Annotated in this window: 25 protein-coding genes and 1 riboswitch; of the genes, 12 read left to right on the top strand and 13 right to left on the bottom strand. The window is 70.7% G+C overall.

The window, feature by feature from the left end; genetic code table 11:
• The first annotated feature begins 24 nt into the window (after positions 1–24).
• Positions 25–1,200 carry a saccharopine dehydrogenase family protein gene (locus SACGLDRAFT_RS06685; protein ID WP_040919662.1) on the top strand — a complete coding sequence of 392 codons (1,176 nt, stop codon included), beginning with the start codon at positions 25–27 and terminating at the stop codon, positions 1,198–1,200.
• A gap of 12 nt (positions 1,201–1,212) precedes the next feature.
• On the opposite strand, the gene hemW is transcribed toward SACGLDRAFT_RS06685, so the two are convergent.
• On the bottom strand, positions 1,213–2,454 hold the full coding sequence (gene hemW, locus SACGLDRAFT_RS06680) for a radical SAM family heme chaperone HemW (RefSeq protein WP_051036244.1): 1,242 nt from the start codon (positions 2,452–2,454) through the stop codon (positions 1,213–1,215).
• A gap of 327 nt (positions 2,455–2,781) precedes the next feature.
• On the opposite strand from hemW, the gene SACGLDRAFT_RS06675 reads away from it, so the two are divergent.
• From SACGLDRAFT_RS06675 to SACGLDRAFT_RS06650, 7 genes are all read left to right on the top strand, one after another.
• Entirely contained in the window at positions 2,782–4,464 is a 1,683-nt protein-coding gene (locus tag SACGLDRAFT_RS06675) for a nitrite/sulfite reductase (protein WP_005462943.1), read from the top strand.
• Positions 4,461–4,631: a hypothetical protein gene (locus tag SACGLDRAFT_RS22655; protein WP_005462941.1), complete on the top strand. Its 171-nt coding sequence runs from the start codon at positions 4,461–4,463 to the stop codon at positions 4,629–4,631. The genes SACGLDRAFT_RS06675 and SACGLDRAFT_RS22655 overlap by 4 nt, the downstream gene beginning before the upstream one ends.
• A complete protein-coding gene (locus SACGLDRAFT_RS06670; protein ID WP_005462940.1) occupies positions 4,628–5,332 on the top strand; it encodes a phosphoadenylyl-sulfate reductase in 705 nt (234 codons plus the stop codon). Before SACGLDRAFT_RS22655 ends, SACGLDRAFT_RS06670 begins: the two co-directional genes overlap by 4 nt.
• A 64-nt stretch (positions 5,333–5,396) precedes the next feature.
• Positions 5,397–6,317 (top strand): sulfate adenylyltransferase subunit CysD, encoded by a 921-nt coding sequence (gene cysD, locus SACGLDRAFT_RS06665; protein WP_005462939.1) that lies wholly within the window; start codon positions 5,397–5,399, stop codon positions 6,315–6,317.
• Position 6,318: 1 nt separating this feature from the next.
• Positions 6,319–7,605 (top strand): sulfate adenylyltransferase subunit 1, encoded by a 1,287-nt coding sequence (locus tag SACGLDRAFT_RS06660; protein ID WP_005462938.1) that lies wholly within the window; start codon positions 6,319–6,321, stop codon positions 7,603–7,605.
• Positions 7,602–8,438 (top strand): sirohydrochlorin chelatase, encoded by an 837-nt coding sequence (locus SACGLDRAFT_RS06655; RefSeq protein ID WP_005462937.1) that lies wholly within the window; start codon positions 7,602–7,604, stop codon positions 8,436–8,438. Before SACGLDRAFT_RS06660 ends, SACGLDRAFT_RS06655 begins: the two co-directional genes overlap by 4 nt.
• Before the next feature lie 69 nt (positions 8,439–8,507).
• Positions 8,508–9,284: an enoyl-CoA hydratase family protein gene (locus tag SACGLDRAFT_RS06650; protein WP_005462935.1), complete on the top strand. Its 777-nt coding sequence runs from the start codon at positions 8,508–8,510 to the stop codon at positions 9,282–9,284.
• 55 nt (positions 9,285–9,339) lie between these two features.
• Here SACGLDRAFT_RS06650 and SACGLDRAFT_RS06645 read toward each other — a convergent pair whose 3' ends face one another.
• A complete protein-coding gene (locus SACGLDRAFT_RS06645; protein WP_005462934.1) occupies positions 9,340–9,711 on the bottom strand; it encodes a barstar family protein in 372 nt (123 codons plus the stop codon).
• Positions 9,712–9,981: 270 nt separating this feature from the next.
• Positions 9,982–10,206: a hypothetical protein gene (locus SACGLDRAFT_RS06640; RefSeq protein ID WP_005462931.1), complete on the bottom strand. Its 225-nt coding sequence runs from the start codon at positions 10,204–10,206 to the stop codon at positions 9,982–9,984.
• Positions 10,207–10,238: 32 nt separating this feature from the next.
• Here SACGLDRAFT_RS06640 and SACGLDRAFT_RS06635 point away from each other — a divergent pair, with 32 nt between their 5' ends.
• Positions 10,239–11,204: a zinc-binding dehydrogenase gene (locus SACGLDRAFT_RS06635; RefSeq protein WP_005462929.1), complete on the top strand. Its 966-nt coding sequence runs from the start codon at positions 10,239–10,241 to the stop codon at positions 11,202–11,204.
• A gap of 141 nt (positions 11,205–11,345) precedes the next feature.
• Here the strand turns inward: SACGLDRAFT_RS06635 and SACGLDRAFT_RS06630 are convergent, their stop codons facing one another.
• Together SACGLDRAFT_RS06630 and lepA are read right to left on the bottom strand one after the other, a co-directional pair.
• Complete coding sequence (locus SACGLDRAFT_RS06630) at positions 11,346–12,398, bottom strand: NAD(P)H-dependent flavin oxidoreductase (RefSeq protein WP_005462927.1); 1,053 nt, start codon at positions 12,396–12,398, stop codon at positions 11,346–11,348.
• Between the two features lie 92 nt (positions 12,399–12,490).
• Positions 12,491–14,362 (bottom strand): translation elongation factor 4, encoded by a 1,872-nt coding sequence (gene lepA, locus SACGLDRAFT_RS06625; RefSeq protein ID WP_005462925.1) that lies wholly within the window; start codon positions 14,360–14,362, stop codon positions 12,491–12,493.
• A gap of 114 nt (positions 14,363–14,476) precedes the next feature.
• Here lepA and SACGLDRAFT_RS06620 point away from each other — a divergent pair, with 114 nt between their 5' ends.
• Complete coding sequence (locus SACGLDRAFT_RS06620) at positions 14,477–15,076, top strand: class I SAM-dependent methyltransferase (protein ID WP_040918678.1); 600 nt, start codon at positions 14,477–14,479, stop codon at positions 15,074–15,076.
• Between the two features lie 40 nt (positions 15,077–15,116).
• On the opposite strand, the gene SACGLDRAFT_RS06615 is transcribed toward SACGLDRAFT_RS06620, so the two are convergent.
• Positions 15,117–15,500 carry a VOC family protein gene (locus SACGLDRAFT_RS06615; RefSeq protein WP_005462921.1) on the bottom strand — a complete coding sequence of 128 codons (384 nt, stop codon included), beginning with the start codon at positions 15,498–15,500 and terminating at the stop codon, positions 15,117–15,119.
• Positions 15,501–15,673: 173 nt separating this feature from the next.
• Between SACGLDRAFT_RS06615 and rpsT the strand changes: the two genes are divergently transcribed.
• The gene (rpsT, locus tag SACGLDRAFT_RS06610) at positions 15,674–15,934 is read left to right on the top strand and encodes a 30S ribosomal protein S20 (RefSeq protein ID WP_005462919.1); all 261 of its coding nucleotides are present in this window, start codon (positions 15,674–15,676) and stop codon (positions 15,932–15,934) included.
• An 81-nt stretch (positions 15,935–16,015) separates the two neighbouring features.
• Here the strand turns inward: rpsT and holA are convergent, their stop codons facing one another.
• On the bottom strand, positions 16,016–16,996 hold the full coding sequence (gene holA, locus SACGLDRAFT_RS06605) for a DNA polymerase III subunit delta (RefSeq protein ID WP_005462917.1): 981 nt from the start codon (positions 16,994–16,996) through the stop codon (positions 16,016–16,018).
• A gap of 108 nt (positions 16,997–17,104) precedes the next feature.
• Positions 17,105–17,238, top strand: a riboswitch (SAM riboswitch).
• A gap of 11 nt (positions 17,239–17,249) precedes the next feature.
• Here holA and thrC point away from each other — a divergent pair.
• Complete coding sequence (thrC, locus tag SACGLDRAFT_RS06600; RefSeq protein WP_005462915.1) at positions 17,250–18,512, top strand: threonine synthase; 1,263 nt, start codon at positions 17,250–17,252, stop codon at positions 18,510–18,512.
• Here thrC and SACGLDRAFT_RS06595 read toward each other — a convergent pair.
• The 6 genes from SACGLDRAFT_RS06595 to rsfS form a co-directional block, all read right to left on the bottom strand.
• Complete coding sequence (locus SACGLDRAFT_RS06595) at positions 18,406–20,934, bottom strand: ComEC/Rec2 family competence protein (protein ID WP_005462913.1); 2,529 nt, start codon at positions 20,932–20,934, stop codon at positions 18,406–18,408. The two genes, thrC and SACGLDRAFT_RS06595, sit on opposite strands and share 107 nt — an antisense overlap.
• Before the next feature lie 12 nt (positions 20,935–20,946).
• Positions 20,947–21,825, bottom strand: coding sequence for a ComEA family DNA-binding protein (locus SACGLDRAFT_RS22650; RefSeq protein WP_232284087.1), 879 nt, complete (start codon positions 21,823–21,825; stop codon positions 20,947–20,949).
• 124 nt (positions 21,826–21,949) lie between these two features.
• On the bottom strand, positions 21,950–22,804 hold the full coding sequence (locus tag SACGLDRAFT_RS06585) for a DegV family protein (protein WP_005462910.1): 855 nt from the start codon (positions 22,802–22,804) through the stop codon (positions 21,950–21,952).
• 4 nt (positions 22,805–22,808) lie between these two features.
• Positions 22,809–23,579: a diglucosylglycerate octanoyltransferase gene (octT, locus tag SACGLDRAFT_RS06580; RefSeq protein ID WP_005462909.1), complete on the bottom strand. Its 771-nt coding sequence runs from the start codon at positions 23,577–23,579 to the stop codon at positions 22,809–22,811.
• On the bottom strand, positions 23,576–24,187 hold the full coding sequence (locus tag SACGLDRAFT_RS06575; RefSeq protein WP_005462907.1) for a histidine phosphatase family protein: 612 nt from the start codon (positions 24,185–24,187) through the stop codon (positions 23,576–23,578). The genes octT and SACGLDRAFT_RS06575 overlap by 4 nt, the downstream gene beginning before the upstream one ends.
• The gene (rsfS, locus tag SACGLDRAFT_RS06570) at positions 24,184–24,585 is read right to left on the bottom strand and encodes a ribosome silencing factor (RefSeq protein WP_005462905.1); all 402 of its coding nucleotides are present in this window, start codon (positions 24,583–24,585) and stop codon (positions 24,184–24,186) included. Before rsfS ends, SACGLDRAFT_RS06575 begins: the two co-directional genes overlap by 4 nt.
• Between the last annotated feature and the right edge of the window lie 106 nt (positions 24,586–24,691).

Below are 24,691 nucleotides of genomic sequence, written 5' to 3'. Positions count from 1 at the left end.
CACGGCGACACCACGGAGGGACACATGGCCGAGCGGGAGTACGACCTTGTTCTCTTCGGTGGGACGGGGTTCACCGGCGGACTGACCGCGGAGTACCTGGCCCGCCACGCCCCGGAGAGCTGCCGCTGGGCGCTCGCGGGCCGCAGCCCCGCCAAACTCGAACGGCTGCGCGACCGCCTCGCGCGGATCAACGCGGACTGCGCGGCGCTCCCCCTGCTCGAAGCCGACGTCGCCGACACCGAGTCGCTGCGGCGGCTGGCCGAATCCACCCGCGTGGTGATCACCACGGTGGGCCCCTACCTGCACTACGGCGAAGCACTCGTGGCGGCGTGCGCCCGCAGTGGCACCGACTACGTCGACCTCACCGGCGAACCGGAGTTCGTCGACCGGATGTACCTCGCGCACCACGAGACGGCCCGCGCGACCGGCGCCCGCCTGGTGCACGCCTGCGGCTTCGACTCCGTGCCCTACGACCTGGGCGTCTACTTCACCGTCCAGCACCTGCCGAAGAACGTGCCGCTGACCGTGGAAGGTCAGCTCCGGGTCCACGCGGAGTTCTCGGGAGGTACCTACGCCTCCGCGCTCACGGTGTTCTCCCGGCGCCGACAGATGGCGCGGGCCGCGCGACGGCGCCGCGAGGTGGAGAAGCGTCCGCCCGACCGCCGGGTTCACCTGCCGAAGGGACCGCTGTACCGCGACCGGGAGACCGGGCGCTGGATGGTGCCCCTGCCGACCATCGACCCGCAGATCGTGGGGCGCTCCGCCGCCGCACTCGACCGCTACGGCCCGGACTTCACCTACCGGCACTACGCCTCGGTGAAACGACTGCCGACCGTCGCCGTGGCCGGTCTCGGGCTCGGCGCGCTCGGGGTCCTGGCCCGATTCGCCCCCGTGCGCGACGCCCTCGGTCATCTCCGCAAGCCGGGGGAGGGCCCGAGCGAGGAACGGCGGATGCGGTCGTGGTTCGCCGTTCGGTTCGTCGGCGAGGGCGGCGGCGAGCGTGTCGTCACCGAGTTCGCCGGAGGTGATCCCGGCTACGACGAGACCGCCAAGATGCTCGCGGAGTCGGCGTTGTGCCTGGCGTTCGACAAGCTGCCCGCCACCTCGGGGCAGGTCACCCCGACGGTGGCGATGGGAGACGCCCTGCTCACCCGCCTCGCCGGGGCGGGGTTGACGATCCGCGTCGTCCGACGCTCGTGACCCCTCGGCCGGCTACGCCACGAGACGGCGCACCACGGCGTCGGCGAGCAACCGCCCCCGGTCGGTGAGCACCGCCCGGCCCTCGGCCGCGGCGGCGGAGTCCAGCAGCCCGTCGGCCACGGCACGGTGCGCCCGCTCCACCTCGTCGGGAGCGAGAGCGGCCAACGGCAGCCCCTCCGCGAGACGCAGTTCGAGCATCACGCGCTCCAGGTGCCGGTCGTCCTCGGTCAACCGTTCGTGTCCGGCCACGGGCAGCTCCCCGCGCGCGAGCACCGACGAGTACCGCGCGGGATGCTTGACGTTCCACCACCGCACCCCGCCGACATGGCTGTGGGCGCCGGGACCGGCGCCCCACCAGTCGCCGCCGAGCCAGTAACCGAAGTTGTGCCTGCACCTGGCCTCCGGGGAGGCCGCCCAGTTGGACACCTCGTACCACCGCAGCCCGGCGGCCGTGAGCATCGAGTCGATCAGCTCGTAGTCGTCGGCGAGCACGTCGTCGTTGGGAGGGGGCAGCTCCCCGCGACGAATCCGGCGGGCCAGTGCCGTGCCTTCCTCCACGATCAACGCGTAGGCCGAGACGTGGTCCACGCCCGCGGCGAGCACCGCCTCAACGGAGGCCCGCAGGTCCTCGGGCCGTTCTCCGGGGGTGCCGTAGATGAGGTCGAGGTTCACGTGCTCGAACCCCGCCTCCCGTGCCTCGACGGCGGCCCGCGTGGGACGGCCTGGGGTGTGCACACGGTCGAGCACCTTCAGAACGTGCGGGGCCGTCGACTGCATGCCCAGCGACACGCGCGTGTACCCCGCTTCACGCAACCCGGCGAAGAACTCCGGCGACGTGGACTCGGGGTTCGACTCGGTGGTCACCTCCGCGTCCGGGGTCAGCCCGAACGAGTTCCGCACGGCGGCGAGCACGTCGCCCAACCCGTCGGCACCGAGCAGGGACGGGGTCCCGCCCCCGACGAACACCGTGTCGGCGGGCGGGGGCGTGCCGAGCAGCTTCGCGGCGAGGTCCAGTTCCCGGCGGAGGCCGTCGAGCCAGGACTCGGGTGAGGCGGCCGTGCCCAATTCCCCCGCCGTGTAGGTGTTGAAGTCGCAGTACCCGCAGCGCGTCACGCAGAACGGCACGTGCACGTACACGCCGAACGGTCTGCTGCCCACTCCGTCCAGCGCGGAGGAAGGAAGCTCGAACGGAACTGTCGACTCACCCACGTGCCCCAGTGTCGCACCCGGCGCGTTCTTCGAGGTCGGCGGCATCGCGGGCGCGACGAACCCGGTGTTCCCGGTCACCGACGGGACCGTCGGACGTCGCTTCTCACGATGCGAACCGTCCTGGACGTGCTCCGGGGCACGTGCGACGGTGAGCCCGTGACTACGCCAGGTGTGCTTCTCGTGGTGCGACGCCATGTCGACTACTTGCGAGTGAACAGCAGCCTGTGCCGTCGCTGACCGATCGCCGAGCCCGGCGGTCCCGGCTCGCGCGCCGAGGACCGGTGCCCGGCCGGCTTCCCACCGGACGCCGCCCGCACGGACTCGTCATGCGCATCCCGCCAGGACCCGACACCAGCTCCGGAGGACCAGGACATGGCCCCACAGACAGGCAGCGCCCCCCGCACCCGACGCCCTCGTGGCGAGGGGCAGTGGGCCCTCGGCTACCGGGAACCACTCAACGCCAACGAGCGATCCAAAAAGGATGATCCCCCGCTCAACGTCAGGGCTCGGATCGAGAACATCTACGCCCACCGGGGATTCGACTCCATCGACCCCGGCGACCTACGGGGGCGTTTCCGTTGGTACGGCCTCTACACCCAGCGCAGGCCCGGAATCGACGGCGGGCGGACGGCGACACTGGAACCGGAGGAGCTCGAGGACCGCTACTTCATGCTGCGCGTGCGCATCGACGGCGGCGCGCTGACCACCGGACAGCTCGCGCTCATCGGCGAGCTGTCCCAGACCCACGCCCGCGACACGGCCGACATCACCGACCGGCAGAACATCCAGTACCACTGGGTCCGGATCGAGGACGTGCCCACGATCTGGGAGAAGCTGGAGGCCGCCGGCCTGTCCACCGTCGAGGCGTGCGGCGACAGCCCTCGCGTGATTCTCGGGTCGCCCGTGGCGGGCATCGCCGCCGACGAGGTGATCGACGGAACCCCGGCGATCGAGGAGATCCGCCGCCGCTACCTCGGGGCGCCCGAGTTCGCCAACCTTCCGCGCAAGTTCAAGACCGCCGTCTCGGGTCTTCCCGACGTCGCACACGAAATCCACGACGTGGCGTTCGTCGGTGTCGACCATCCCGAGCACGGCCCCGGCTTCGACCTGTGGGTGGGCGGTGGGCTGTCCACCAACCCCATGCTCGGCGTCCGACTCGGCGCGTGGGTGGCACTCGACGAGGTCGCCGACGTGTGGGCCGGCGTGGTGAGCGTGTTCCGCGACTACGGCTACCGCAGGCTCCGTTCCCGTGCCCGGCTCAAGTTCCTCGTGAAGGACTGGGGCGCCGAGAAGTTCCGCGAGGTGCTGGAGCGGGAGTACCTCGGGCGTCCCCTGCGCGACGGCCCGGCCCCCGAGGTGCCCGACCACCCGGTCGACCACGTCGGCGTGCATCGGCAGAAGGACGGGCTCTACTACGTCGGCGCGGCCCCCGTCGCCGGCCGTACCTCCGGATCGATGCTTATCGCAGCGGCCAAGGCGGCCGAGCGAGCCGGGTCCAACCGCGTGCGACTCACCCCGCAGCAGAAGCTGCTCGTACTCGACGTGCCCGCCTCGGAGATCGACGGTCTCCGCGCCGAACTCGCCGAGATCGGTCTCGACACCGCCCCCTCGCCGTGGCGGCGCGGCGTCATGGCCTGCACCGGAATCGAGTTCTGCAAACTCGCGATCGTCGAGACCAAGGACCGCGCGCGGCGACTCGTGTCCGAACTCGAACAGCGGCTGGCCGACGTCCAGTCCGAGCTCGAACACCCGGTGAGCGTGCACCTCAACGGCTGCCCCAACTCGTGCGCCCGCATCCAGGTCGCCGACATCGGACTCAAGGGACAGATCGTCACCGACGCCGAGGGCAAGCAGGTCGAAGGATTCCAGGTGCACCTCGGTGGTGGTCTGGGCCTCGACGCGGGATTCGGCCGTAAACTGCGGAGGCACAAGGTCACCGCCGCCGAGTTGACGGACTACGTGGAACGTGTCATACGCAATTACGTCGCCCAACGCAAAGACGGTGAGCGGTTCGCGCAGTGGGTGGCTCGGGCCGAGGAAGCGGACCTGACATGAGCGAGTCGGTACCCGGTCGCGCCACCCGTGTCACCCCCTTCCACTGTCCGTACTGTGGCGAAGAGGATCTTCGACCGGAGGACGACACGGCCTGGCTATGCGGCTCCTGCCGGCGGGTCTTCGCGGTGCAATTCGTCGGTTTGCGGATACCGGAGGTAAGTCGATGACCGCAGCAGCTTCGCGGGACGAGCTCAAGACTCTGGCGACCGAGGCGTCCGAGAAACTGGCGGACGCGAGCGCCGACGAGGCACTGCGGTGGGCGGTGGAGCAGTTCGGCGACGACCTCATCGTCGCCTCCAACATGCAGGACGCCGTCCTCATCGACCTCGCCACGAAGGTCAAGCCCGACATCGACGTCCTCTTCCTCGACACCGGCTACCACTTCGCCGAGACGATCGGGACACGCGACGCCGTCGCCACCGTCTACCCGCGGGTGCGCATCATCAACGCGCAACCCGAGCAGAGCGTGGCCGAGCAGGACGCCGAGTACGGCCCGCGGCTCCACGAACGCGACCCGAACCGGTGCTGCCACCTGCGCAAGGTGGTGCCGCTCCGCCGGGTTCTCGCGTCGTACTCCTGCTGGGTCACCGGAGTACGCCGCGTGGACGCACCGACGCGGGCGAACACCCCCGTCGTCATGTGGGACGAGCGCAACGGCCTCGTCAAGGTCAACCCCATCGCCGCCTGGACCGACGACGAGTTCAACGACTACATCCGGCGACACGGCATCCTGCAGAACCCCCTCGTCGGCGAGGGCTACCTGTCCATCGGCTGCGCCCCCTGCACCGCGAAGGTGGCTCCCGGTGCCGACCCGCGCAGCGGACGCTGGGCGGGCACGTCGAAGACCGAGTGCGGCCTGCACGCCTGACGTTCACGACTCCGCGGGAAGGGCCCGGTTCGAGACCGGGGCTCGACACCAAGGGAAGGGAATCATGACGACTGCGCAGTCCGCGACCGACGTGGCGCGGGACCACCTCGCCGTCCTCGAATCGGAGGCGGTGCACATCTTCCGCGAAGTCGCCGGTGAGTTCGACCGGCCGGTGATCCTGTTCTCCGGTGGCAAGGACTCCACGGTGCTGGTCCACCTCGCGATCAAGGCGTTCTGGCCCGCGCCGGTGCCGTTCCCCCTGCTGCACGTGGACACCGGGCACAACTTCGAGGAGGTCATCGCCTTCCGCGACCACGTGGTGGAGAAGTACGGGCTGCGGCTCGTGGTCGCGAAGGTGCAGGACTGGATCGACGACGGACGACTCCAGGAGCGTCCCGACGGCACACGCAACCCGCTGCAGACCCAGCCGCTGCTCGACACCATTGCCGAACACCGCTTCGACGCCGTGTTCGGGGGCGGCAGGCGCGACGAGGAACGCGCCCGCGCCAAGGAACGCATCTTCAGCCTCCGCAACGCATTCGGCCAGTGGGACCCTCGCCGGCAGCGTCCGGAGCTGTGGAACCTCTACAACGGCAGGCACCGCCCCGGCGAACACGTGCGCGTCTTCCCCCTGTCCAACTGGACCGAGGCCGACGTGTGGCACTACATCAAACGGGAGAACGTGGAGCTTCCCGCGATCTACTACGCCCACACCCGCAAGGTGTTCCGCCGCGACGGCATGTGGCTCACCGAGGGCCCGTGGGGCGGGCCGCGCGAAGGCGAGGAGGTCAAGGAACTGATGGTGCGGTACCGCACCGTCGGGGACGGCTCGTGCACCGGTGCCGTGGAGTCCACGGCCACCACCGTCGACGAGGTCATCGCCGAGGTTCAGGCCAGCCGGCTCACCGAGCGTGGCGCCACCAGGGCCGACGACCGGCTGTCGGAAGCCGCCATGGAGGACCGCAAGCGGGAGGGGTACTTCTAGAATGTCGAGTCTGCTGAGGCTGGCCACCGCCGGAAGCGTGGACGACGGGAAGTCCACACTCGTCGGGCGTCTGCTCTACGACACGAAGTCGGTACTCGCCGACCAGCTCGACGCCGTGCAACGCGCGAGCGTCGACAAGGGGCTGTCCACCCCCGACCTCTCCCTCCTGGTGGACGGACTGCGGTCCGAACGCGAACAGGGCATCACGATCGACGTGGCGTACCGGTACTTCGCGACCCCGAAGCGGAGCTTCGTGCTCGCGGACACGCCGGGACACGTGCAATACACGCGCAACACCGTCACGGGCGCCTCGACGGCGCAGCTCGCCGTGCTGCTCGTGGACGCCCGCAAGGGCGTGGTGGAGCAGACCAAGCGCCACGCGGCCGTGCTCGCTCTGCTCGGGGTGCCACGCCTGGTGCTGGCCGTGAACAAGATCGACCTGATCAACTACGACTCCTCGGCGTTCTCCGTCATCGCCAAGGAGTTCACCGCGCACGCCACCTCGCTCGGATACGCCGAGGAGGCCGTGCTGGCCATCCCCGTGTCGGCGTTGCACGGGGACAACGTGGCCACCCGTTCGGAGAACACCCCCTGGTACCAGGGCCCGACGCTGCTGGAGCACCTGGAGACCGTGCCGGTGGCACCGGACCCGCACGAGGCCGCGTTCCGCTTCCCCGTGCAGTACGTGATCCGGCCCCGGACCGAGGAGTACCCCGACTACCGCGGCTACGCCGGGCAGATCGCGGCGGGCACCGTGCGGCCCGGCGACGAGGTCGTGGTGCTCCCCGCCGGGCTGCGGAGCACCGTCGAGCGCATCGACACCCCGGACGGCCCGCTCACCGAAGCCGGTGCGGGCACCTCCATCACCCTGCTGCTCGCCGACGACATCGACATCGCGCGCGGTGACCTGATCGCGTCGGCCTCGGAGCGACCGACCGTGACCGACGAGTTCGACGCCACGCTGTGCTGGTTGTCGAGCACGTCGTTGCGGCCGGGCGCCAGGGTGCTCGTCAAGCACGGCACCCGCACCGTGCAGGCGTTGGTCCGGGAACTCGGCTCCCGCTTCGACGAGCAGACACTGTCGACCGTCCCGGCCCCCGAGTCGTTGGAACTCAACGAGATCGGTGCCGTGTCGCTGCGACTGGCCGAGCCGATTCCCGTGGACGACTACGCCGACAGCCCCCGCACCGGGGCGTTCCTGGTGATCGACCCGGCCAGCGGCGACACCCTGGCCGCTGGGCTCGTCGGCGAGCGTTTCGCCGCGCTGAGCCCGAACGAACACCGGTGAACCGACATCCCGCGCTGCTGGTGGTGGCGCACGGAAGCCGTGATCCCCGCTCCGCGGCCACCGTGCGCGACCTCGTCGGCGTGCTGCGCGGAAAAGCCCCGGAACTGGACGTTCGGGAGTCGTTCCTCGACCTGTCGTCCCCGAGGACGGACGAGGCGCTCCTCCGCCTGCACGACGAGGGGCACCGGCACGTCGTAGCGGTGCCCCTGCTGCTGGGCAGCGCCTACCACGCCCGCGTCGACCTGCCCGCGATCGTCGCCGACGTGACCGCCCGGTCGCCGCACCTGCGGGTCACGGTGGCCTCCGTCCTCGGCCCCGACCCGGCACTGCAGGCGGTGGCGCTGGACCGCGTCACCGAGGCGGGCGCAGCCCCGGACGACCCCGAGCTGGGGCTCGTGCTGGCGGCCGTGGGGTCCTCGCACGCCTCGGCGAACGCGGTGGTCGGGGAGCTCGCGCGAGAGTGGCAGGAACGGCACGCCTGCCTGGTGACCCCGGCGTTCGCGAGCGCGACCCGGCCCGACGTGCGGTCGGCGCTGGTCGCGTTACGCGCCCGTGGTGCCCGACGATTCGCCGTCGCGTCGTGGTTCCTCGCGCCGGGTTTGCTGCCCGACCGGGTGGCGCGACTGGCGAACGAGGCCGAACCGGGCGTGCTGATCGCCGCCCCTCTCGGCGCCGACACCCGAGTGGCCGACGTCGTCCTGCGCCGCTACGCCGTGTCCGCAGGTTGTGCACGCGTGTCCGCAGTTCTCGAACGCGTGTCCGCAGTTCCGGTACGCGGTGTCGGTACGCCGTGTGGCGACCTCGGTACGGTAAGTGCAAACACCCGCACATAACCTGCGGACACGCGTGCACAGGCTGCGGACACGGTGGCAGCGGGACGCGGGTGTGCCAAGGTGTGCACCATGTCTGACGAACTGGTGCACTACACCGCCGCCGCTGGAGTCGCCACGATAACCCTGGACTCCCCGCACAACCGCAACGCGCTGTCCGCGCAACTGCGCTCGGAACTCGCCGCAAGCCTGGAGCGCGCCATCGACGACGACGCGGTGCGCGTGATCGTGCTCGACCACACCGGCCCCGTCTTCTGTGCGGGCATGGACCTGAAGGAGGCCAAGGGCGCCGGGGCGGGGCAGCAGGGCGTCAACGAGTTCCCCGCCCTGCTCCAGCGGCTGTGGACGAGCCCGAAGCCGGTCGTGGCCAAGCTCGCCGGTCCCGCGCGCGCCGGCGGGGTGGGCCTGGTCGCCGCCACGGACATCGCCGTCGCGGTCGACACCGCCACGTTCGCGTTCACCGAGGTCCGGATCGGTGTCATTCCGGCCGTGATCTCGGTGACCGTGCTCCCCCGACTGAACCCCAGAGCCGCCCACGAGCTGTTCCTCACGGGTGAGACCTTCGACGCCCGGCGTGCCGCCGAGATCGGGCTGCTCAACGCCGCCGTGCCCGCGGACGAACTCGACGCCACGGTCGACCGCTACGTCACCTCCCTCACCCTGGGTGGGCCGGCCGCACTCGCGGCCACGAAGGAACTCCTGCAGGGGGAGACGGCCCGCACGATGCCCGAGACCTTCGAGAAGTTGCAGGCCCTGTCCGCGCGGTTCTTCGCCAGCGAGGAGGGCCAGGAGGGCATCGCCGCGTTCGCGGAGAAGCGCAAGCCCCGGTGGGTTCCCGAGCGTCCCTGACGCCGGGGTGTCCGGGTCCACGGCGTCGAGCGACGTCGTGGACCCGGCCCGTTGGTCAGTCGGCGAGCACCACCGTGAGGCTACGCCCGTCCGGCTGCCCCTTACGTGGGGTGAGAGCGCGCTGGGCGTCGGAGAGCACCCCGTGCACCACGAGGTACGACCGGAGATCGGCGCGCTTGAGTACGTCGGCGGCCCGCCAGATCAGCACATGCTCCCCCGGCGGAAGCCACGACAGATCGGTCAGCCCGTCGTACAGGGTGTCGAGATTGCGGCCGAAGTGCTCCGGCAGCGACAGTGCCGCCGCGATGGCATCGAGCGTGCTCCCCCGGTCCGGATACGCCGCCGTGTCCACCACGTGCGGGTACGCGCCGCGGGCGCGCGCTTGGTCGGCGAGTGTCTTCGAGTCCAGCTTAGGCTTGACGGTCATCACTGCACTGCCACCGTGACACGCTGCGGGGCATCCGTCCCGCAGATACCGGCTGATGTGTGAACCACCAACGTCTCCCTGGTTCCGAAGCTCGACTGGTCCCATTGCGGCACCGCGAGGACGTCGCACGTCGTCACGCCCCCGGAAGCCGGTTCCGCGCCCGGCAGGCTACTCCCAAGGACCCCTTGATTTCCAACCCCGAAAGCCCGTTGTGCGAACCATCCCACGATCGCCAGCACGATCAGAGCAATGAGCGCGATGCGGATTCGTTTACGAGACAGCATCGGACCTCCCGCCACCACGCTCCGTGGTGTCGGGGCGCCGCAGCCCGGCGAGCAGGTCGGCCACCACATCCACTCCCCGGTGCACCACCCACGCCATCGCGGCACACAGCGGTAGGAGGACAGCGATCACCAGCACGAACTGAATGGGGAACCACTGCTGCGCGAGCCACAGCTCGAAGCCGTCCCACCAGCGGGCCACTCCGTCGAACACGTAACTGAGCGTACGCCAGGTAGGTTGACGCCATGTTCGCCGTCTACGCCAAGGAACCCAACGCCGACGATCCGTTGTCCTCGCTCGTCGTGGGCGAGCGTCCCGACCCCGAGGTGCCCGAGGGCTGGGTGCGGGTGTCGATCCGCGCCGCCAGCCTGAACATGCACGACATCTGGACCCTGCGGGGGGTGGGGATCAAGCCGGATCAGTTCCCGATGATTCTCGGGTGCGACGGGGCCGGCGTGCTGGAGGACGGCACCGAGGTGGTGCTGCACTCCGTCATCAACGACCCCGCGTGGCGGGGCGATGACACGCTGGACCCGAAACGCACGTTGCTGACGGAGAAATACCAGGGCACCTTCGCCGACAGTGTGGTGGTCCCCGCCCGCAACGTGCTGCCCAAGCCCGCCGGACTTTCGTTCGCGGAAGCCGCCACGATGGGCACGGCGTGGTTGACCGCCTACCGCATGTTGTTCGTGAAGTCGGGGCTGCGGCCCGGCCAGACGATGCTGGTGCAGGGCGCGTCCGGTGGGGTCGCCACCGCGCTCGTCCAGCTCGGCCGCGCCGCGGGGTTCCGCGTGTGGGTGACCGGCCGCACGGAGGAGAAGCGCGCGCTGGCCGAGCAGCTCGGCGCCCACGCCACCTTCGAGCCGGGTGCCCGCCTGCCGGAGCGGGTGGACGCCGTGTTCGAGACCGTGGGCAAGGCCACGTGGTCGCACTCGCTGAAGTCGCTGAAGCCCGGCGGCATCGTCGTGGTCTCCGGGTCCACCAGTGGCCCCGACCCGAGCGCCGACCTGCAGCGGGTGTTCTTCCTGCAGCTGCGTGTGGTCGGCTCCACCATGGGAACCCGCGACGAGCTCGCCGACCTGCTCTCCTACGTCGAGCTCGCCGGGATCCGGCCGCGGATCGGAGCCGAACTGCCGATGACCGAGGCCGCCTCCGGGTTCGCCGACATGCTGGAGGGCCGCACCTCGGGCAAGATCGTCTTCACGCGCTGAGAACGGGGCGCGGCGCGGGGTGCCGCGTCGCGCCCACTCGGTCTCGCTTTCGGCTCTCGGCCCGTAGAGGGGCCGGCGCGACGCCGTCCCGTCGAAACGTCGCTTGCCCGTCCTTCCGGAACCGTCCGACCGCGTGGGCGTCTACTCGAAGCGGCGGGTCGCCCCGCGCAGGGCCTCGCGCGCCTCGTTCCACAACCGGTCGACGATCGCCTCGGCGGGTCCCTCCTCGGCCAGCGGGTAGGTCTGGCCCGCCCACAGCGACATGGCCTCGGGGTCACCCGCCCGGCCGGAGGCTGCCCGGATCGGCTTGGTCAGCCGATGCAACTGCGGGTAGGCGGCGGGCGCCTGCTCGGAGTGCTCCCGCAGGAACCGGTTGACCAGCCCGCGCGCGGGACGGCCGCTGAACGCCCGCGTCACCGCCGTGGGACGGTCACCGGCGGCGAGTGCCCGGCGCTGGGTGGGGTTCGTCCCCGCCTCGTCGGCCCGGAGGAACGCGGTCCCCAGTTGCGCGGCCACCGCTCCGGCCGTCACCACGGCCGCCACGTCGGCTCCCCGCACGATGCCTCCCGCCGCCACCAGTGGCAGGTCGGTGACCGCCGCGCACAGTCGCACGTTCGCCAGCAAGCCGTACAACGGGCCGCCGTAGGGGTCGGCCGGGTCGTCGGCGAACACGCTCCGGTGGCCGCCCGCCTCGAAACCCTGCACGCACAGCGCGTCGGCGCCGATCTCCGCCGCCTGGCGCGCCTCCTCCGGCGACGTCACCGTGACGACCACGGTGGTGCCCACCTCGTGCAGCCGTTCGATGTCCGAACCGGCGGGCAGCCCGAACGTGAACGAGACCACGGGCACCCGCGCCTCGACCAGCAGGTCGAGCTTCGCCGAGTAGCCGTCGTCGTCCCACCGCGGCTCGCCCACCTCGATCCCGTACCGCCGTGCCTCGTGCTCCATCCGCTCGACGTACGCGCTCAGGTCCATAGTGGAGCGGATCCCCGGCACGAACAGGTTCACGCCGAACGCGGCGTCCGATAGGCGCCGCACGGTGGCGATCTGCTCGGCCAAATTCGCGGCGGTGAGATACCCACCCGCCAGATATCCGAAGGCTCCGGCTCGCCCCACCGCGGCGACGAGCTCGGGCGTGGAGGGGCCACCGGCCATCGGCGCGGCGATCACGGGCACGCGCAGGCTGTCGAACATGGCACCAGCGTACGAAGAGGCCCGCCGGCGGTGTGACGCGCCCACCGGTTATGGACGAAACCACACGCCACAGGTGTGGACCACTGGCCGGGCTACTTCTTGCCCTTGCCCTTCCCCTTGTCGCCCTTGTCTCCGTCACCGGTGGACAACGCGGCCACGAACGCCTCCTGCGGCACCTCGACGCGGCCCACCGTCTTCATGCGCTTCTTGCCTTCCTTCTGCTTCTCCAGCAGCTTGCGCTTCCGCGAGATGTCACCGCCGTAGCACTTGGCGAGAACGTCCTTGCGAATCGCCTTGATCGTCTCGCGGGCGATGATGCGGGACCCCACAGCAGCCTGGATCGGCACTTCGAACTGCTGCCGGGGGATCAGCTCACGCAGCCGAGAGGCCATCCGGTTGCCGTAGGAGTAGGCGGCGTCCTTGTGCACGATCGCCGAGAACGCGTCCACCGGCTCGCCCTGCAGCAGGATGTCCACCTTGACCAGGTCGGCGGCCTGGTCGCCGGCCTCCTCGTAGTCCAACGACGCGTAGCCGCGGGTACGCGACTTCAACGCGTCGAAGAAGTCGAAGATGATCTCGGCGAGCGGCAGCTTGTACCGCAGCTCGACCCGGTCCTCCGACAGGTAGTCCATGCCCAGGAGCTGGCCACGCTTGCTCTGGCACAGCTCCATGATCGCGCCGATGAACTCCGAGGGCGCGATCACGGTGACCTTGCTGACCGGCTCCCGCACCTCGGCGATCTTGCCGCCCGACGGCCAGTCGGAGGGGTTGGTGACGACGTGCTCGCTGCCGTCCTCCATGAACACGTGGTAGACCACGTTCGGGGCGGTGGCGATCAGATCGAGCCCGAACTCGCGTTCCAACCTGGCCCTGGTGATCTCCAGGTGCAACAGCCCCAGGAAGCCGCAACGGAACCCGAACCCCAGCGCCACCGAGGTCTCGGGCTCGTAGCTCAGCGCGGCGTCGTTCAGCTGCAGTTTGTCGAGCGCCTCGCGCAGGTCCGGGTAGTCGGAGCCGTCCACCGGGTACAGGCCCGAGAACACCATCGGCACGGGCTCGCGATACCCGGCCAGCGGCTCGGTGGCCGCCTTGCGGTCCGAGGTGACGGTGTCACCGACCTTCGACTGGCGGACGTCCTTGACGCCGGTGATCAGGTAGCCGACCTCTCCCACGCCGAGCCCGTCGCACGCCTTGGGCTCCGGAGAGATGACGCCGACCTCCAACAGCTCGTGGGTGGCGCCGGTGGACATCATCTTGATGCGTTCCCGCGGCGTGATCTTGCCGTCCACGACCCTGATGTAGGTGACCACGCCACGGTAGGTGTCGTACACGGAGTCGAAGATCAACGCCCGCGGCGGCGCGTCGGGGTCCCCCTCGGGGGGCGGCACCTGGGCGACGACCTGGTCCAACAGTTCCCGCACGCCCTCGCCCGTCTTGGCCGACACGCGCAACACGTCGTCGGGCTCGCAGCCGATGATGCCCGCCAGCTCGGCCGCGTACTTGTCCGGCTCCGCGGCGGGCAGGTCGATCTTGTTGAGGACCGGGATGATGTGGAGGTCCTTGTCGAGGGCGAGATACAGGTTCGCCAGGGTCTGCGCCTCGATGCCCTGCGCCGCGTCCACCAGCAGGATCGCGCCCTCACAGGCCTCCAGGGCACGGGAGACCTCGTAGGTGAAGTCGACGTGCCCCGGCGTGTCGATGAGGTGCAGCACGTGGTCCCGGCCCTCGTACCGCCACGGCAGGCGCACGTTCTGCGCCTTGATCGTGATGCCCCGCTCCCGCTCGATGTCCATGCGGTCGAGGTACTGGTCCCGCATCGTGCGTTCCTCGACCACACCGGTGAGCTGCAGCATGCGGTCGGCCAGGGTCGACTTGCCGTGGTCGATGTGGGCGATGATGCAGAAGTTGCGGATGAACTCCGGCGGCGTGAACGTGGCGTCAGCTGACGGGCGTGGTTGTGTCACTCGTACCTCGGGGTTACTCGTGGCTGGTGAACTCCATGTTCCCATGCCGCGCCGCGCACGAATTCCGGGGTGATCCCCGATGCGCACGGCACGGTTTCGTGCTGACCTCGGAGTATGAGCTCTCTCGGACAGGTACTCGACCGCGCCTTCGGACATCCCCGCGGCGCTTTGGGCCGACTCGGCGGGGTGGTGATGGCCCGCGGGAACGCGGCGACCGAACGCCACGTCGTGGAGATCGCGAAACTGACGGCGGAGGAGACCGTGCTCGTCGTCGGACCGGGTCCGGGGGTCGGGCTCGCGGAGGCGGCCGCCAGGGCTCACCGGGTGATCGGCGTCGACCCCTCGCACGAGATGCTGGAGCTGTGTGCCAGGCGCTGCGCCGACGCCGTCGAGGCGGGCACCGTCGTGCTACGGCACGCCACTGCCGCCCGGACCGGGGTCGATCCCGCCTCCGTCGACGTCGTCTTAAGCGTCAACAACGTGCAGTTGTGGGAGGACCGGCCCGCCGCGTTCGCCGAACTGCACCGCGTCCTCCGCCCCGGTGGGCGGATGGTGCTCTCGGTGCACCAGAAGTGGCTACCGGTGACCCGACACGACCTGGTGGCCGAGGTGGAGGCCGCCGGATTCACCGACACGCAGACGTGGACCTGGCAGCCTCCGGGACCACTGGCGGCGCGGGCGGCACAGCTTCGGACGTACCGGCCTCACCGGTGACCTCACTGGTGAGCCACCGGGAACGTCGTGGCGACCGCCTTCACCGAGGGGCGCGGACGTCGACCCGTAAGGGGTGGTCGGACGGCACCTCCACCAGCACGATCCGCGTACCGTCGGGATCGGACAACCACGCCTCGTCGAGTCCCCACGGTTCACGGCGCGGCTCGCGATCGAGGACGACCCCCTTGTCCCGCAGCTCGGCCACCGTGGCGGCGAGGTCGCGAACCTGCAGCCACAGCGCGACGTCGTCGGTCCGCTCCGCCTCGCCCCGACCGACGATCTCCAGGAAGCCACCGCCGAGGAAGAAGACCGTGCCACCGGGGAACTCGCGGTAGATCGCCAACCCGAGGATGTCCCGGTAGAACGCCGTGGTGATGGCGGGGTCCTTCGGATTCAGCAGAATTCGGCTGCTCAACACGTCCATGTCCCCACGGTCTCACGCCCCCACCGGGGTACGGCATTCCACGGCGTGGTGACGTTGTTAGGCTGTTTAGCTGTTGCCGTGCGGCATTCCGCCGGGGAGGAAACCCGGATCGTCCCTGATCCGGGGCCGTAACAGCGCGGCAACGAACCACCACGAGAGATGAAGGAGCGCGCGTGGCCAACATCAAGTCCCAGATGAAGCGCATCAAGACCAACGAGAAGCGCCGTCTGCGCAACCAGTCGATCAAGTCGTCGGTGAAGACCGCGATCCGCAAGTTCCGCGAGGCCGCCGAGGCCGGGGACAAGGAGAAGGCCGTGGAGCTGCAGCGGGTGGCCGCGCGCAAGCTCGACAAGGCTGTCAGCAAGGGCGTCATCCACAAGAACCAGGCCGCCAACAAGAAGTCGGCGATGGCGCAGCGCGTCAACAAGCTCTGAGGGACCCGCGCCCGACAACCCCCGGCACGAGCTCTCGGCCGGGGGTTTCGTCATGTTCGCCCGCGGTCTACGAGGCCGCGATCACCGCTGGCGTCGGGCGGCCACGATGTCGAGGACGGCGCGTTCGAGGGCGTAGCCCGGATCGGCCGCGGCGCCCTTGACGTCGGCGTTCACCCGCGCGGCCACCCGCATGGCCTTGGCGAGCCCCGCGGAGCTCCAGCCCTTCGACTGGCCCTGCGCCTTGCGGATCTTCCACGGCGGCATGCCGAGCTCGCCCGCCAACTGGTTCGGGTGCCCCCGTCCGGCCGCGGACACCCTGGCTATCGTGCGCACCGCGTCGGCGAGGGCGTCGGCCAACAGTACGTGGGCGACCCCGATCTGCTGAGCCCAGCGCAGTGACTCCAACGCGGCCGCCCCGTCACCGGCCACCGCCTTCTCGGCGACCTGGAACCCCGTCACCTCCGCGCGGCCGCGGTGGTAGCGCCGCACCGCCTCCTCGTCGACCGATCCCCCCGAGTCGGCCACCAGCTGCGCCGCCGCCGACGCCAGCTCCCGCAGATCCGTGCCCACGGCATCGATCAGCGCCACCACACCGGCGGCGTCGATCCGACCGCCGGCCCTCCGGACCTCGTTGCGGACGAACGCCTCCCGCTCGGCGGGCTTGGTGATCTTCGGGCACTCCGTGACGACGGCGCCCGCCTTGCGCAGCGCCGCGGGCAGCGACTTCGCGGCCTTGCTCCGCCCGCCGCCGCTGTGCACCACGATCAGCACGATGCCGTCCGCGGGGTCGGCGACGTAGGACAGCACGGCGTCCGCGTTCTCCTGGCCGATCTCCTGGGCGGAGTCGAGCACGATGACTCGACCCTCGCTGAACAGCGAGGGACTCACCAGTTCGGCGAAGTACGAGGGGGTGAGTTCGCTCACCGGGATGCGAGTCGCGTCGGCCGCCGGGTCGGCCAGGCGGGCGGTGTCGAGTGCTTCCCGGACCGCTCGTTCGACGAGCAGTTCTTCCTCACCGAGCACCAGATGCAGTGGCGGGGGCGTGGTAACTGGACGACTCACGTCTCGATCCTGCCATGTGGGAGCCGGTTCGCAGCACATGGCGCGCGGCGCGCTCCATGCCGTACGCTACGTGTCGTCGCCGCGATCACCGGCGGACCACAACCGAATAGCTCATCCAGAGGGGCAGAGGGACCGGCCCGTTGAAGCCCCGGCAACCGGCGTCAGCCTGTCATCTCGGATTCCGCGAGGTAGCTGACGGCATCGGTGCCAATTCCGCCCCGCGTCAGCGGGAAAGATGAGGAAGGACCTCGCGATGACCGCAATTGCGCCCACATCCTCCCGTCGTGCCGTCGACCTCGGCCCCGCCGTGGAACTCGTGTCGAAGGAGGAGGGCCACCGCCAGCCGTTGGCTCCGGAGTTCGTCTCCCCGCACGACTTCTCTCCGTTGGAGGTCGCCTACGACTTCGGGCGCGTGCGCCGGGAGGACATCGAATCCGGGCCCCGCAACATCTGGCGTTACAAGAAACTGCTTCCCGTTCCGTCGAACGTCGAGGAGATCCCGAACACCGAGCCCGGCTGTACCCGGCTGGTGCGCGCCGACCGACTCGCGAAGGCACTCGGCGTGCGCCGGTTGTGGGTCAAGGACGACACCGGCAACCCAACGCACTCGTTCAAGGACCGGGTGGTGGCCGTGGCGCTGGCCGCGGCCCGCGAGTTCGGCTTCGACACCCTCGCCTGTCCGTCCACCGGCAATCTCGCCAACGCGGTCGCGGCGGCCGCCGCCAGGGCGGGCTGGCAGTCCGTGGTCCTGATCCCCTCGTCACTGGAGCGGGCGAAGGTACTCACGACCGCCGTGTACGACGGCGCCCTGATCGCGGTGGACGGCAACTACGACGACGTCAACCGGCTGGCCACCGAACTCGCCGCCGAGCACGAGAATTGGGCGTTCGTCAACGTCAACGTGCGCCCCTACTACTCGGAGGGCTCCAAGACACTCGCCTTCGAGGTCGCCGAGCAGCTCGGCTGGCGGATTCCGGAGCAGATCGTGGTGCCGATCGCGTCGGGCTCCCAGCTGACCAAAGTAGACAAAGGATTCCGGGAGCTCGGTGAACTCGGTCTGGTGGAAGCGAGTCCGTACCGCGTGTTCGGCGCCCAGGCCACCGGCTGCTCCCCGGTCTCCGCGGCGTTCCGCGACGGACACGACGTGGTGCGCCCGGTGCGACCCGACACCATCGCCCGTTCGCTCGCTATCGGCAACCCCGCCGACGGACCGTACGTCCTCGACACCGTGCGTCGCACGGGCGGAGCCATCGCCGACGTCAGCGACGACGAGATCGTGGCAGGCATCCGGCTGCTGGCCCGCACCGAGGGCATCTTCACCGAGACCGCCGGGGGCGTCACCGTCGCGACCGCGAAGAAGCTCGTCGAGACCGGCAAGCTCGACCCGGACGCCGAGACGGTGCTGCTGATCACCGGAGACGGACTGAAGACCCTCGACGCCCTCGGCGACCGCGTCGGCCCCAAGGCCACCGTGCCGCCGTCGGTGGAGGCCGTGCAGGCCGCGCTCGACGACTGAGTCCTCCGGATCGACACGGCCGTCGTCGCGGCGCCGCACCCCGCGCCACCACGGCGAGTTCACCTTCGTCCAGCACGACGGCCGTGTCGCCCCCGGTGTCGGTTCTGGCCACCAGCGCTCCCGCCTCCGCAAGCGCCCGCAACGTCACGGAACTGGGGTGGCCGTAGGAGTTGTCCGCCCCCACGCTGGTGACCGCGACTCGCGGCGACACCGCCGTAAGGAAGGTCGGAAGCGTGTACCTGCTGCCGTGATGCGGCACCTTGAGGACGTCCGCGCGAAGGTCCTCCCCCGCCGCCAGCAGGTCCGCCTGCGCGGCGAGTTCCACGTCCCCGGTCAGCAGGACCCGGCCCGCTGGTGTCGTGGCACGGAGGACCACCGAGCCGTTGTTGACCGCGGTGCCGTCGGCGTCCTCGGTGGGGGGAGCGACCGGCGCGGTGGGGGCCAGCACGTCGAGCCGGAGTTCGGGCCACGTCAGCCGATCGCCCGCCGTCAGCTCCACCATCGGTACGCCGCGCGCGGTGGTCACGCGGAGCACGTCGTCCCACGCCCAGGCCGGACTGCGCCCCGGGCCCACGGCCACCGCTCCCACGGCACGGCCGTCGAACACCGAGGCCAGCCCACCGACGTGGTCGGCATGCAGATGGGTCAGGACCACCAGCGGCACGCGCTCGACGTCGAGACGATCGAGGCAGCGGTCGAGCAACGCCGGGTCGGGTCCGGTGTCCACGACCACCACCCGCCCCGGTTCTCCCGTGGCCAGCACGAGACCGTCGCCCTGCCCCACGTCGCAGGCGACGAGCACCCAACGGTCGGGTGGCCAACCCGGCGCCCACACCCGCGTGGACACGGTGAGCGCGACCACCACGACCACGACAAGCACGAGCAGCGACCGGGTTCGGCGATACCGCACCCCGCAGACGACCACGGCCACGGCGAGTGCCGCGAGCCCCGCACCCCACCATCCCGACGGCCAGTGCAGCACGGCGCCGGGAATCGCCGCCGCGTGTCGCGCCACGAGGATCAACCACTGCACTCCCGGCCCCACGACGTGCACGACGAGCTCGGCCGCATCGGGCCACCACGGCGCGAGCACCGCGGCCAGCGCGCCCAACACGGTCACCGGAGCCACCACCGGAGCCGCCAACAGGTTCGCGCCGACGGACACCAGGCTCACTTCGCCCGCCATGCCGGCGATGACCGGAGCGGTCACCAGGAACGCCACCGTCGGCACCACCACCGCGTCGGCCACTCCCTCGGGCAGTCCTCGTCGGACCAATGCCCGAGACCAGCGCGGCGCCACCAGCACCAACCCCGCCGTGGCCACCACCGACAGCACGAACCCCATGCTCACGGCCATCTCCGGGTCCGCGAGGCCGAGCACGCACACCGCCGCGGCCAGTGCGGGCAAGGCCGATCCCCGACGTCCCAACACCAAGGCGAGCAGTGCCACCGCGCCCATCACACCGGCGCGCAGGACACTCGGCTCGTAGCCCACGAGGACGACGAAACCGACTAACGCGAGACCGGCGAGCACCGCCGACGTGCGCGGCCCGCACCGCGACATCCGCGCCACCACCAGTACCGCACCGCACACGATGGCCACGTTGGAACCCGAGACGGCGGTCAAATGCGACATCCCCGAGGTAAGGAATTCCCGCTCCACGCGCTCGGGCAACGCACTCGTGTCCCCGACGACGAGCCCCGGAAGCAGCCCCGCGGGCTCCTCCCCCAACACGCCGGAGACGGCCCGGAACTTCTCCCGCAGCTCCTCGGCGGCACGTTGCCACCACGGCGGTTCCCCCTCCGGTTCGGGTGGCTCGCGCACGTACCCGACCGCGACCGTCATCTCGTGCGGACGAGCGGGTGCCAGTTCCGCGCGGACCCTCACCCACTGGCCGACCCGGACGTCGCTCCAGAACTTCGCGTCTCCCACGAACAGCACCCGGCCCGCGGAGGGGATCTCCTCTCCACCGGAGCTCGCGGCCACGACGTCGACGGGCACGAGCACCGACCGGACTCCACCGGGCCGCGCCCCGTACCCACTCGTGTGCACGGGCCGAGGGCGCTGCGCGACCACGGCCGTCAATGACACCTCGTCCCCTCGTCGCGCCCGTTCCCGCAACGGATCGTGCTCCGCGGCGTACAGCCGGGCCGTGGTCGGCCACACCGTGAGCAGCCCGCACACCAGCAAAACCCCGGCGGCGGGACGCCAGCGACGCCGGTCCCGATCGCCACGCGACGCCCACCGCCACAGCCTCACCGCACCGGCGCCCGCGACGACGCCGCAAACCGGGCACGCCCACCAACCCCACAACAGCCCGGCCGCCGTACCCGCCCATACCGTCACGGCAGCCGGGACCAACCGCCAGTCGTGCCTTCCCGCCTCCACCGGGGTCGGGTGGCCGGTGACTCGCAGAACCACCGTCGTCCCCCGTCACCCGACCGTCACCTGATCACGCAGGCGCGCGAACCGTTTGGCGCCGATGCCGTCGACCTCCCGCAACTGCTCGACCGACGTGAACCCGCCGTGTCGCTCGCGCCATTCCAGGATTCGCTCCGCCGTCACCTCCCCCACGCCCGGCAAGGTCTGCAACAGCTCCCGATCGGCCGAGTTCAGGTCGACCTTCCCCGTGGTGCCGGTGGCCGATGGGGCTCCCTCCGCACCGGACGGGCGGGGACTCACCCCCGGAGGCGGTGTCACACCGACGTAGATCTGTTCGCCGTCCGACACCCGGCGCGCCAGGTTCACCGTCAGCAGGTCGGTGTCCCGCTTCGCCCCGCCGGCGAGTTCGATGACGTCGGCCACCCTGGCCCCCGGCTCCACGGTGACCAGACCGGGCTCGGCGACGGTGCCGACGACACTGACCACGAGAGAGGTCGGCACCGTCGAGGGGGACGAACGGGGAGAGACCGAATGCGACGCCGACACCTGCCGGACGGAGGGCAGTGGCGGCGGCCGCTCCGGCTCGGGTGCGCTACCGAGCACCATCGCCGTGACGACACCGCCGCCCAGCACGCCGATCACGGCCGCGGCAATCACTCCTCGCCCACGGCGCCCCGTCACCGCACGTCGAGCACCGGGCCTCCATCGCTCCACGAGCCCGGCGACCGTCGTCTCCCCGAGGGGAGCGCCATGACGCGGTGAGGACCGCTCCGCGGTCTCGGCGTGCTCCGAACGCCCTTGCACCTCGGCGGCCAACTGGGCCAGCCGCACCCGAGGAGACGCACTCGGTTCCGGCCCTTCGTCGCCGTCCTTTACTCGCCGCTGTCGACGGTCCTCGGGGTGCACGGAGTCAGCTGTGGTCTTGAACACGCCTCCGACGCTACGAACGCCACACCGCCCGCCACGAGGGAAAGTTCCACCCCCTGTGGACAACCACGGGACTGTGGACAACTTCCGTCGCGACGGGAACCACTCGCTCCCCGCGACGGGGTTCTCACCGCGTCCGGACGCCTCGGCGCACCACGACCCCGACCACACCGGGACCGGTGTGCGCACCGACCCCCGCCCCCAACTCGGACACCACGCACCCCGTCGAACCGGGCACGCGCTCGTCGATCCGCGTGGCGAGCTGAGCGGCACGGTCGGGGGAGGCCAGGTGGTGCACGGCGATCGACACCGCGTCGTCACCCGCGGCCTCGGCGACGAGATCCACCAGCCGGTTCAACGCACGCTGCATCGTGCGCACCTTCTCCAGTGGACGAATCTCCCCCTCCGCCATGTGCAGCACCGGTTTCACCGCGAGCGCCGTGCCCAACAACGCCGCGGCGTGCCCGATCCGCCCACCACGGCGGAGATACTCCAGAGTCTCGACCACGAAGAACGTCTCCGAGGCCTCGGCGGCGGCCACGGCCGCGGCCTCGACCTCCTCGACGCCCGCGCCCCGCCGCGCCGTCTCCGCGGCTTCGAGAGCGGCGAACCCCAGCCCCATCGCGACGGTGCGCGAGTCGACCACCCGCACCCGGTCGGGCCCCACTTCCTGGGCCGCCAACACGGCGGCCTCCCACGTGCCGGACAACTTCTTGGACAGGTGGACGGACACGACCGCGTCGGCGCCCCCGTCCAACGCCTCCCGGAAGGCCGCCGCGAAGGCCGCCGGGGTGGGACGCGACGTGGTGACGATCTTCCGCTGTTCCAGTGCCCCGGCCAGCGCCGCCGGACCGAACTCGACACCGTCGAGTGAGGACACGCCGTCGACGAGCACGTGCAACGGCACGACACCGATGCCGTACCGCTCCGCGAACCCCTCGGGCAGGTGGGCTGTTGAGTCCGTGACAACCGCGACCGTCACGCGGTCAGCCTACGTGGCCGAGCCGATCGGCGTTCGTGGCGGCGTTACCTCGTCGGGTGAGGAGCGGGCGAATCAGGTCGGCCATCGCCGCCCCCACCGCCGCGTGCCCCTCCCACCCCCAGTGCATTCCGTCGGGATTGCCGTGACCGCCGAGAACGTGGGAGGCGACGACGGCGGGCACGTCCAGCACCGGGACGTCCACGCGGGCGGCCCACCTCGCGATGGCGGCGGCGGTGCGAGGCCGCGCGGTCTGCACATAGCCATACGAGGCCGCATGATGCACCGACGGCAGCCACCCCACCACGGGAAGTGACGGCCGGAGCACCCGTAACGCCGACACCGCCGTGTCGAGGTAACGCACGGTCAACCGAGTGGGCAACGCCGACGGCCATCCCCGCAGCACGACCGACAACACGGGCTGCGCGGCCCGGTACGCTCGGCGCGCGGCCCGCCGCAACGGGTCGGGCCGCAGGTACCGCAGCCCCGTGCGCAGGTACGTCGGCAACGGCGAGGGCACCGTGTCCATGCTTCCCACCGCGAGCACCACGACGTCCGCGCGGCGCAGTTCCGCCCACACCCTCGGGTCGCCGATCATCGCCCACCACGCGTCCCGAGCCGTCCACCCGGCACCCGCCACGAGCTCGGCGCTTCCCCCGAGCGCCCGCGCGGCGACGTTGGGCCACAACCTCGGCTCGTCCGCCGGGTGGCCGCCTTCCGGTCCGTGGAAACTCAGCGAGTCCCCGAACACCAGAAGTCGGGGCGAGTGATCACTCACCCGGTGATTCCCGCGTTGTACGCGCGCAGCCTCCACACGTCGTCCCGGCGCTCCAACTCCACCCAGTGACAGTTGGCGATGCCCCCGAGCGACGGCCACAGCTCGACGGGAAGCCGCAACAACTTCGCGGTCAGCGCGAGGATCAGCCCGCCGTGCGCGGCGAACAACACGGTCCGGACGTCCTCGTCGCCGTGCAGGAGGTCGGCGACCACCTCATAGGCCCGCTCGGCGACCTCCAGCCGGGACTCGCCGCCGGGCGGAGCCCACGTGGCGTCGAGACGCCAGCGTTCGCGTTCCCCCGGCGCGCGCTCGTCCACGGCGGCGCCGGTGAGCCCCTGCCACTCCCCCAGGTGGGTCTCCCGAAGCCGCTTGTCCAGGCGCAGCGGGAGGTCGAACGCCTCCGTCAGCACGGTGGCGGTGTCGGTGGCACGCCGCAGGTCGGAGGCGATGACGAGGTCCGGCTCGAACCGGGCGAGCGCGGGCGCGGCGAACTTCGCCTGGTTCCACCCGACCTCGGTCAACGCCGAGTCGAGCTGGCCCTGCATCCGCCCGGCCGCGTTGAAATCGGTCTCACCGTGCCGCCACAGCACGAGCCGCCGCAGCGTCACGAGGCGTCCGCTCCTTGGTCACCGTCCGTGTCGCCGGGCTCCAGTCCGTCCACCTCGATGCGCGGGCAGTCCTTCCACAACCGCTCCAGGCCGTAGAACGCGCGCTCCTCAGTGTGCTGGATGTGCACGACGACGTCGACGTAGTCGAGCAGCACCCAGCGCCCTTCCCTGGCGCCTTCCCTGCGCACCGGCTTGTGACCGGCGATGCGCAGTTTCTCCTCGATGTTGTCGACGATGGCCCCGATCTGCCGCTCGTTGGGCGCGGAGGCGATCACGAAGACATCGGTGATCACGAGCCGCTCCGACACGTCGAGCAGCACCACGTCGGTCGCCTTCTTGTCCGCCGCCGCGCGCGCGGCCGCGGTCGCGAGGTCTCGAGCTTCGGCCGTCGCTGCCACGGTGCTCCTTACTGAGTAGAACGTATGCCGAAAAAGCCTACCCGCAGCGGTGCGTCCACCCTAGGCACTATTCCTCACCGACGTCGCCGACGGGGCCGACGTCACC

Source organism: Saccharomonospora glauca K62, from assembly GCF_000243395.2.
Taxonomy (GTDB): domain Bacteria; phylum Actinomycetota; class Actinomycetes; order Mycobacteriales; family Pseudonocardiaceae; genus Saccharomonospora; species Saccharomonospora glauca.
Note: the sequence above shows the minus strand (reverse complement) of the source record. Positions and strands in the feature narration are given on the sequence as shown.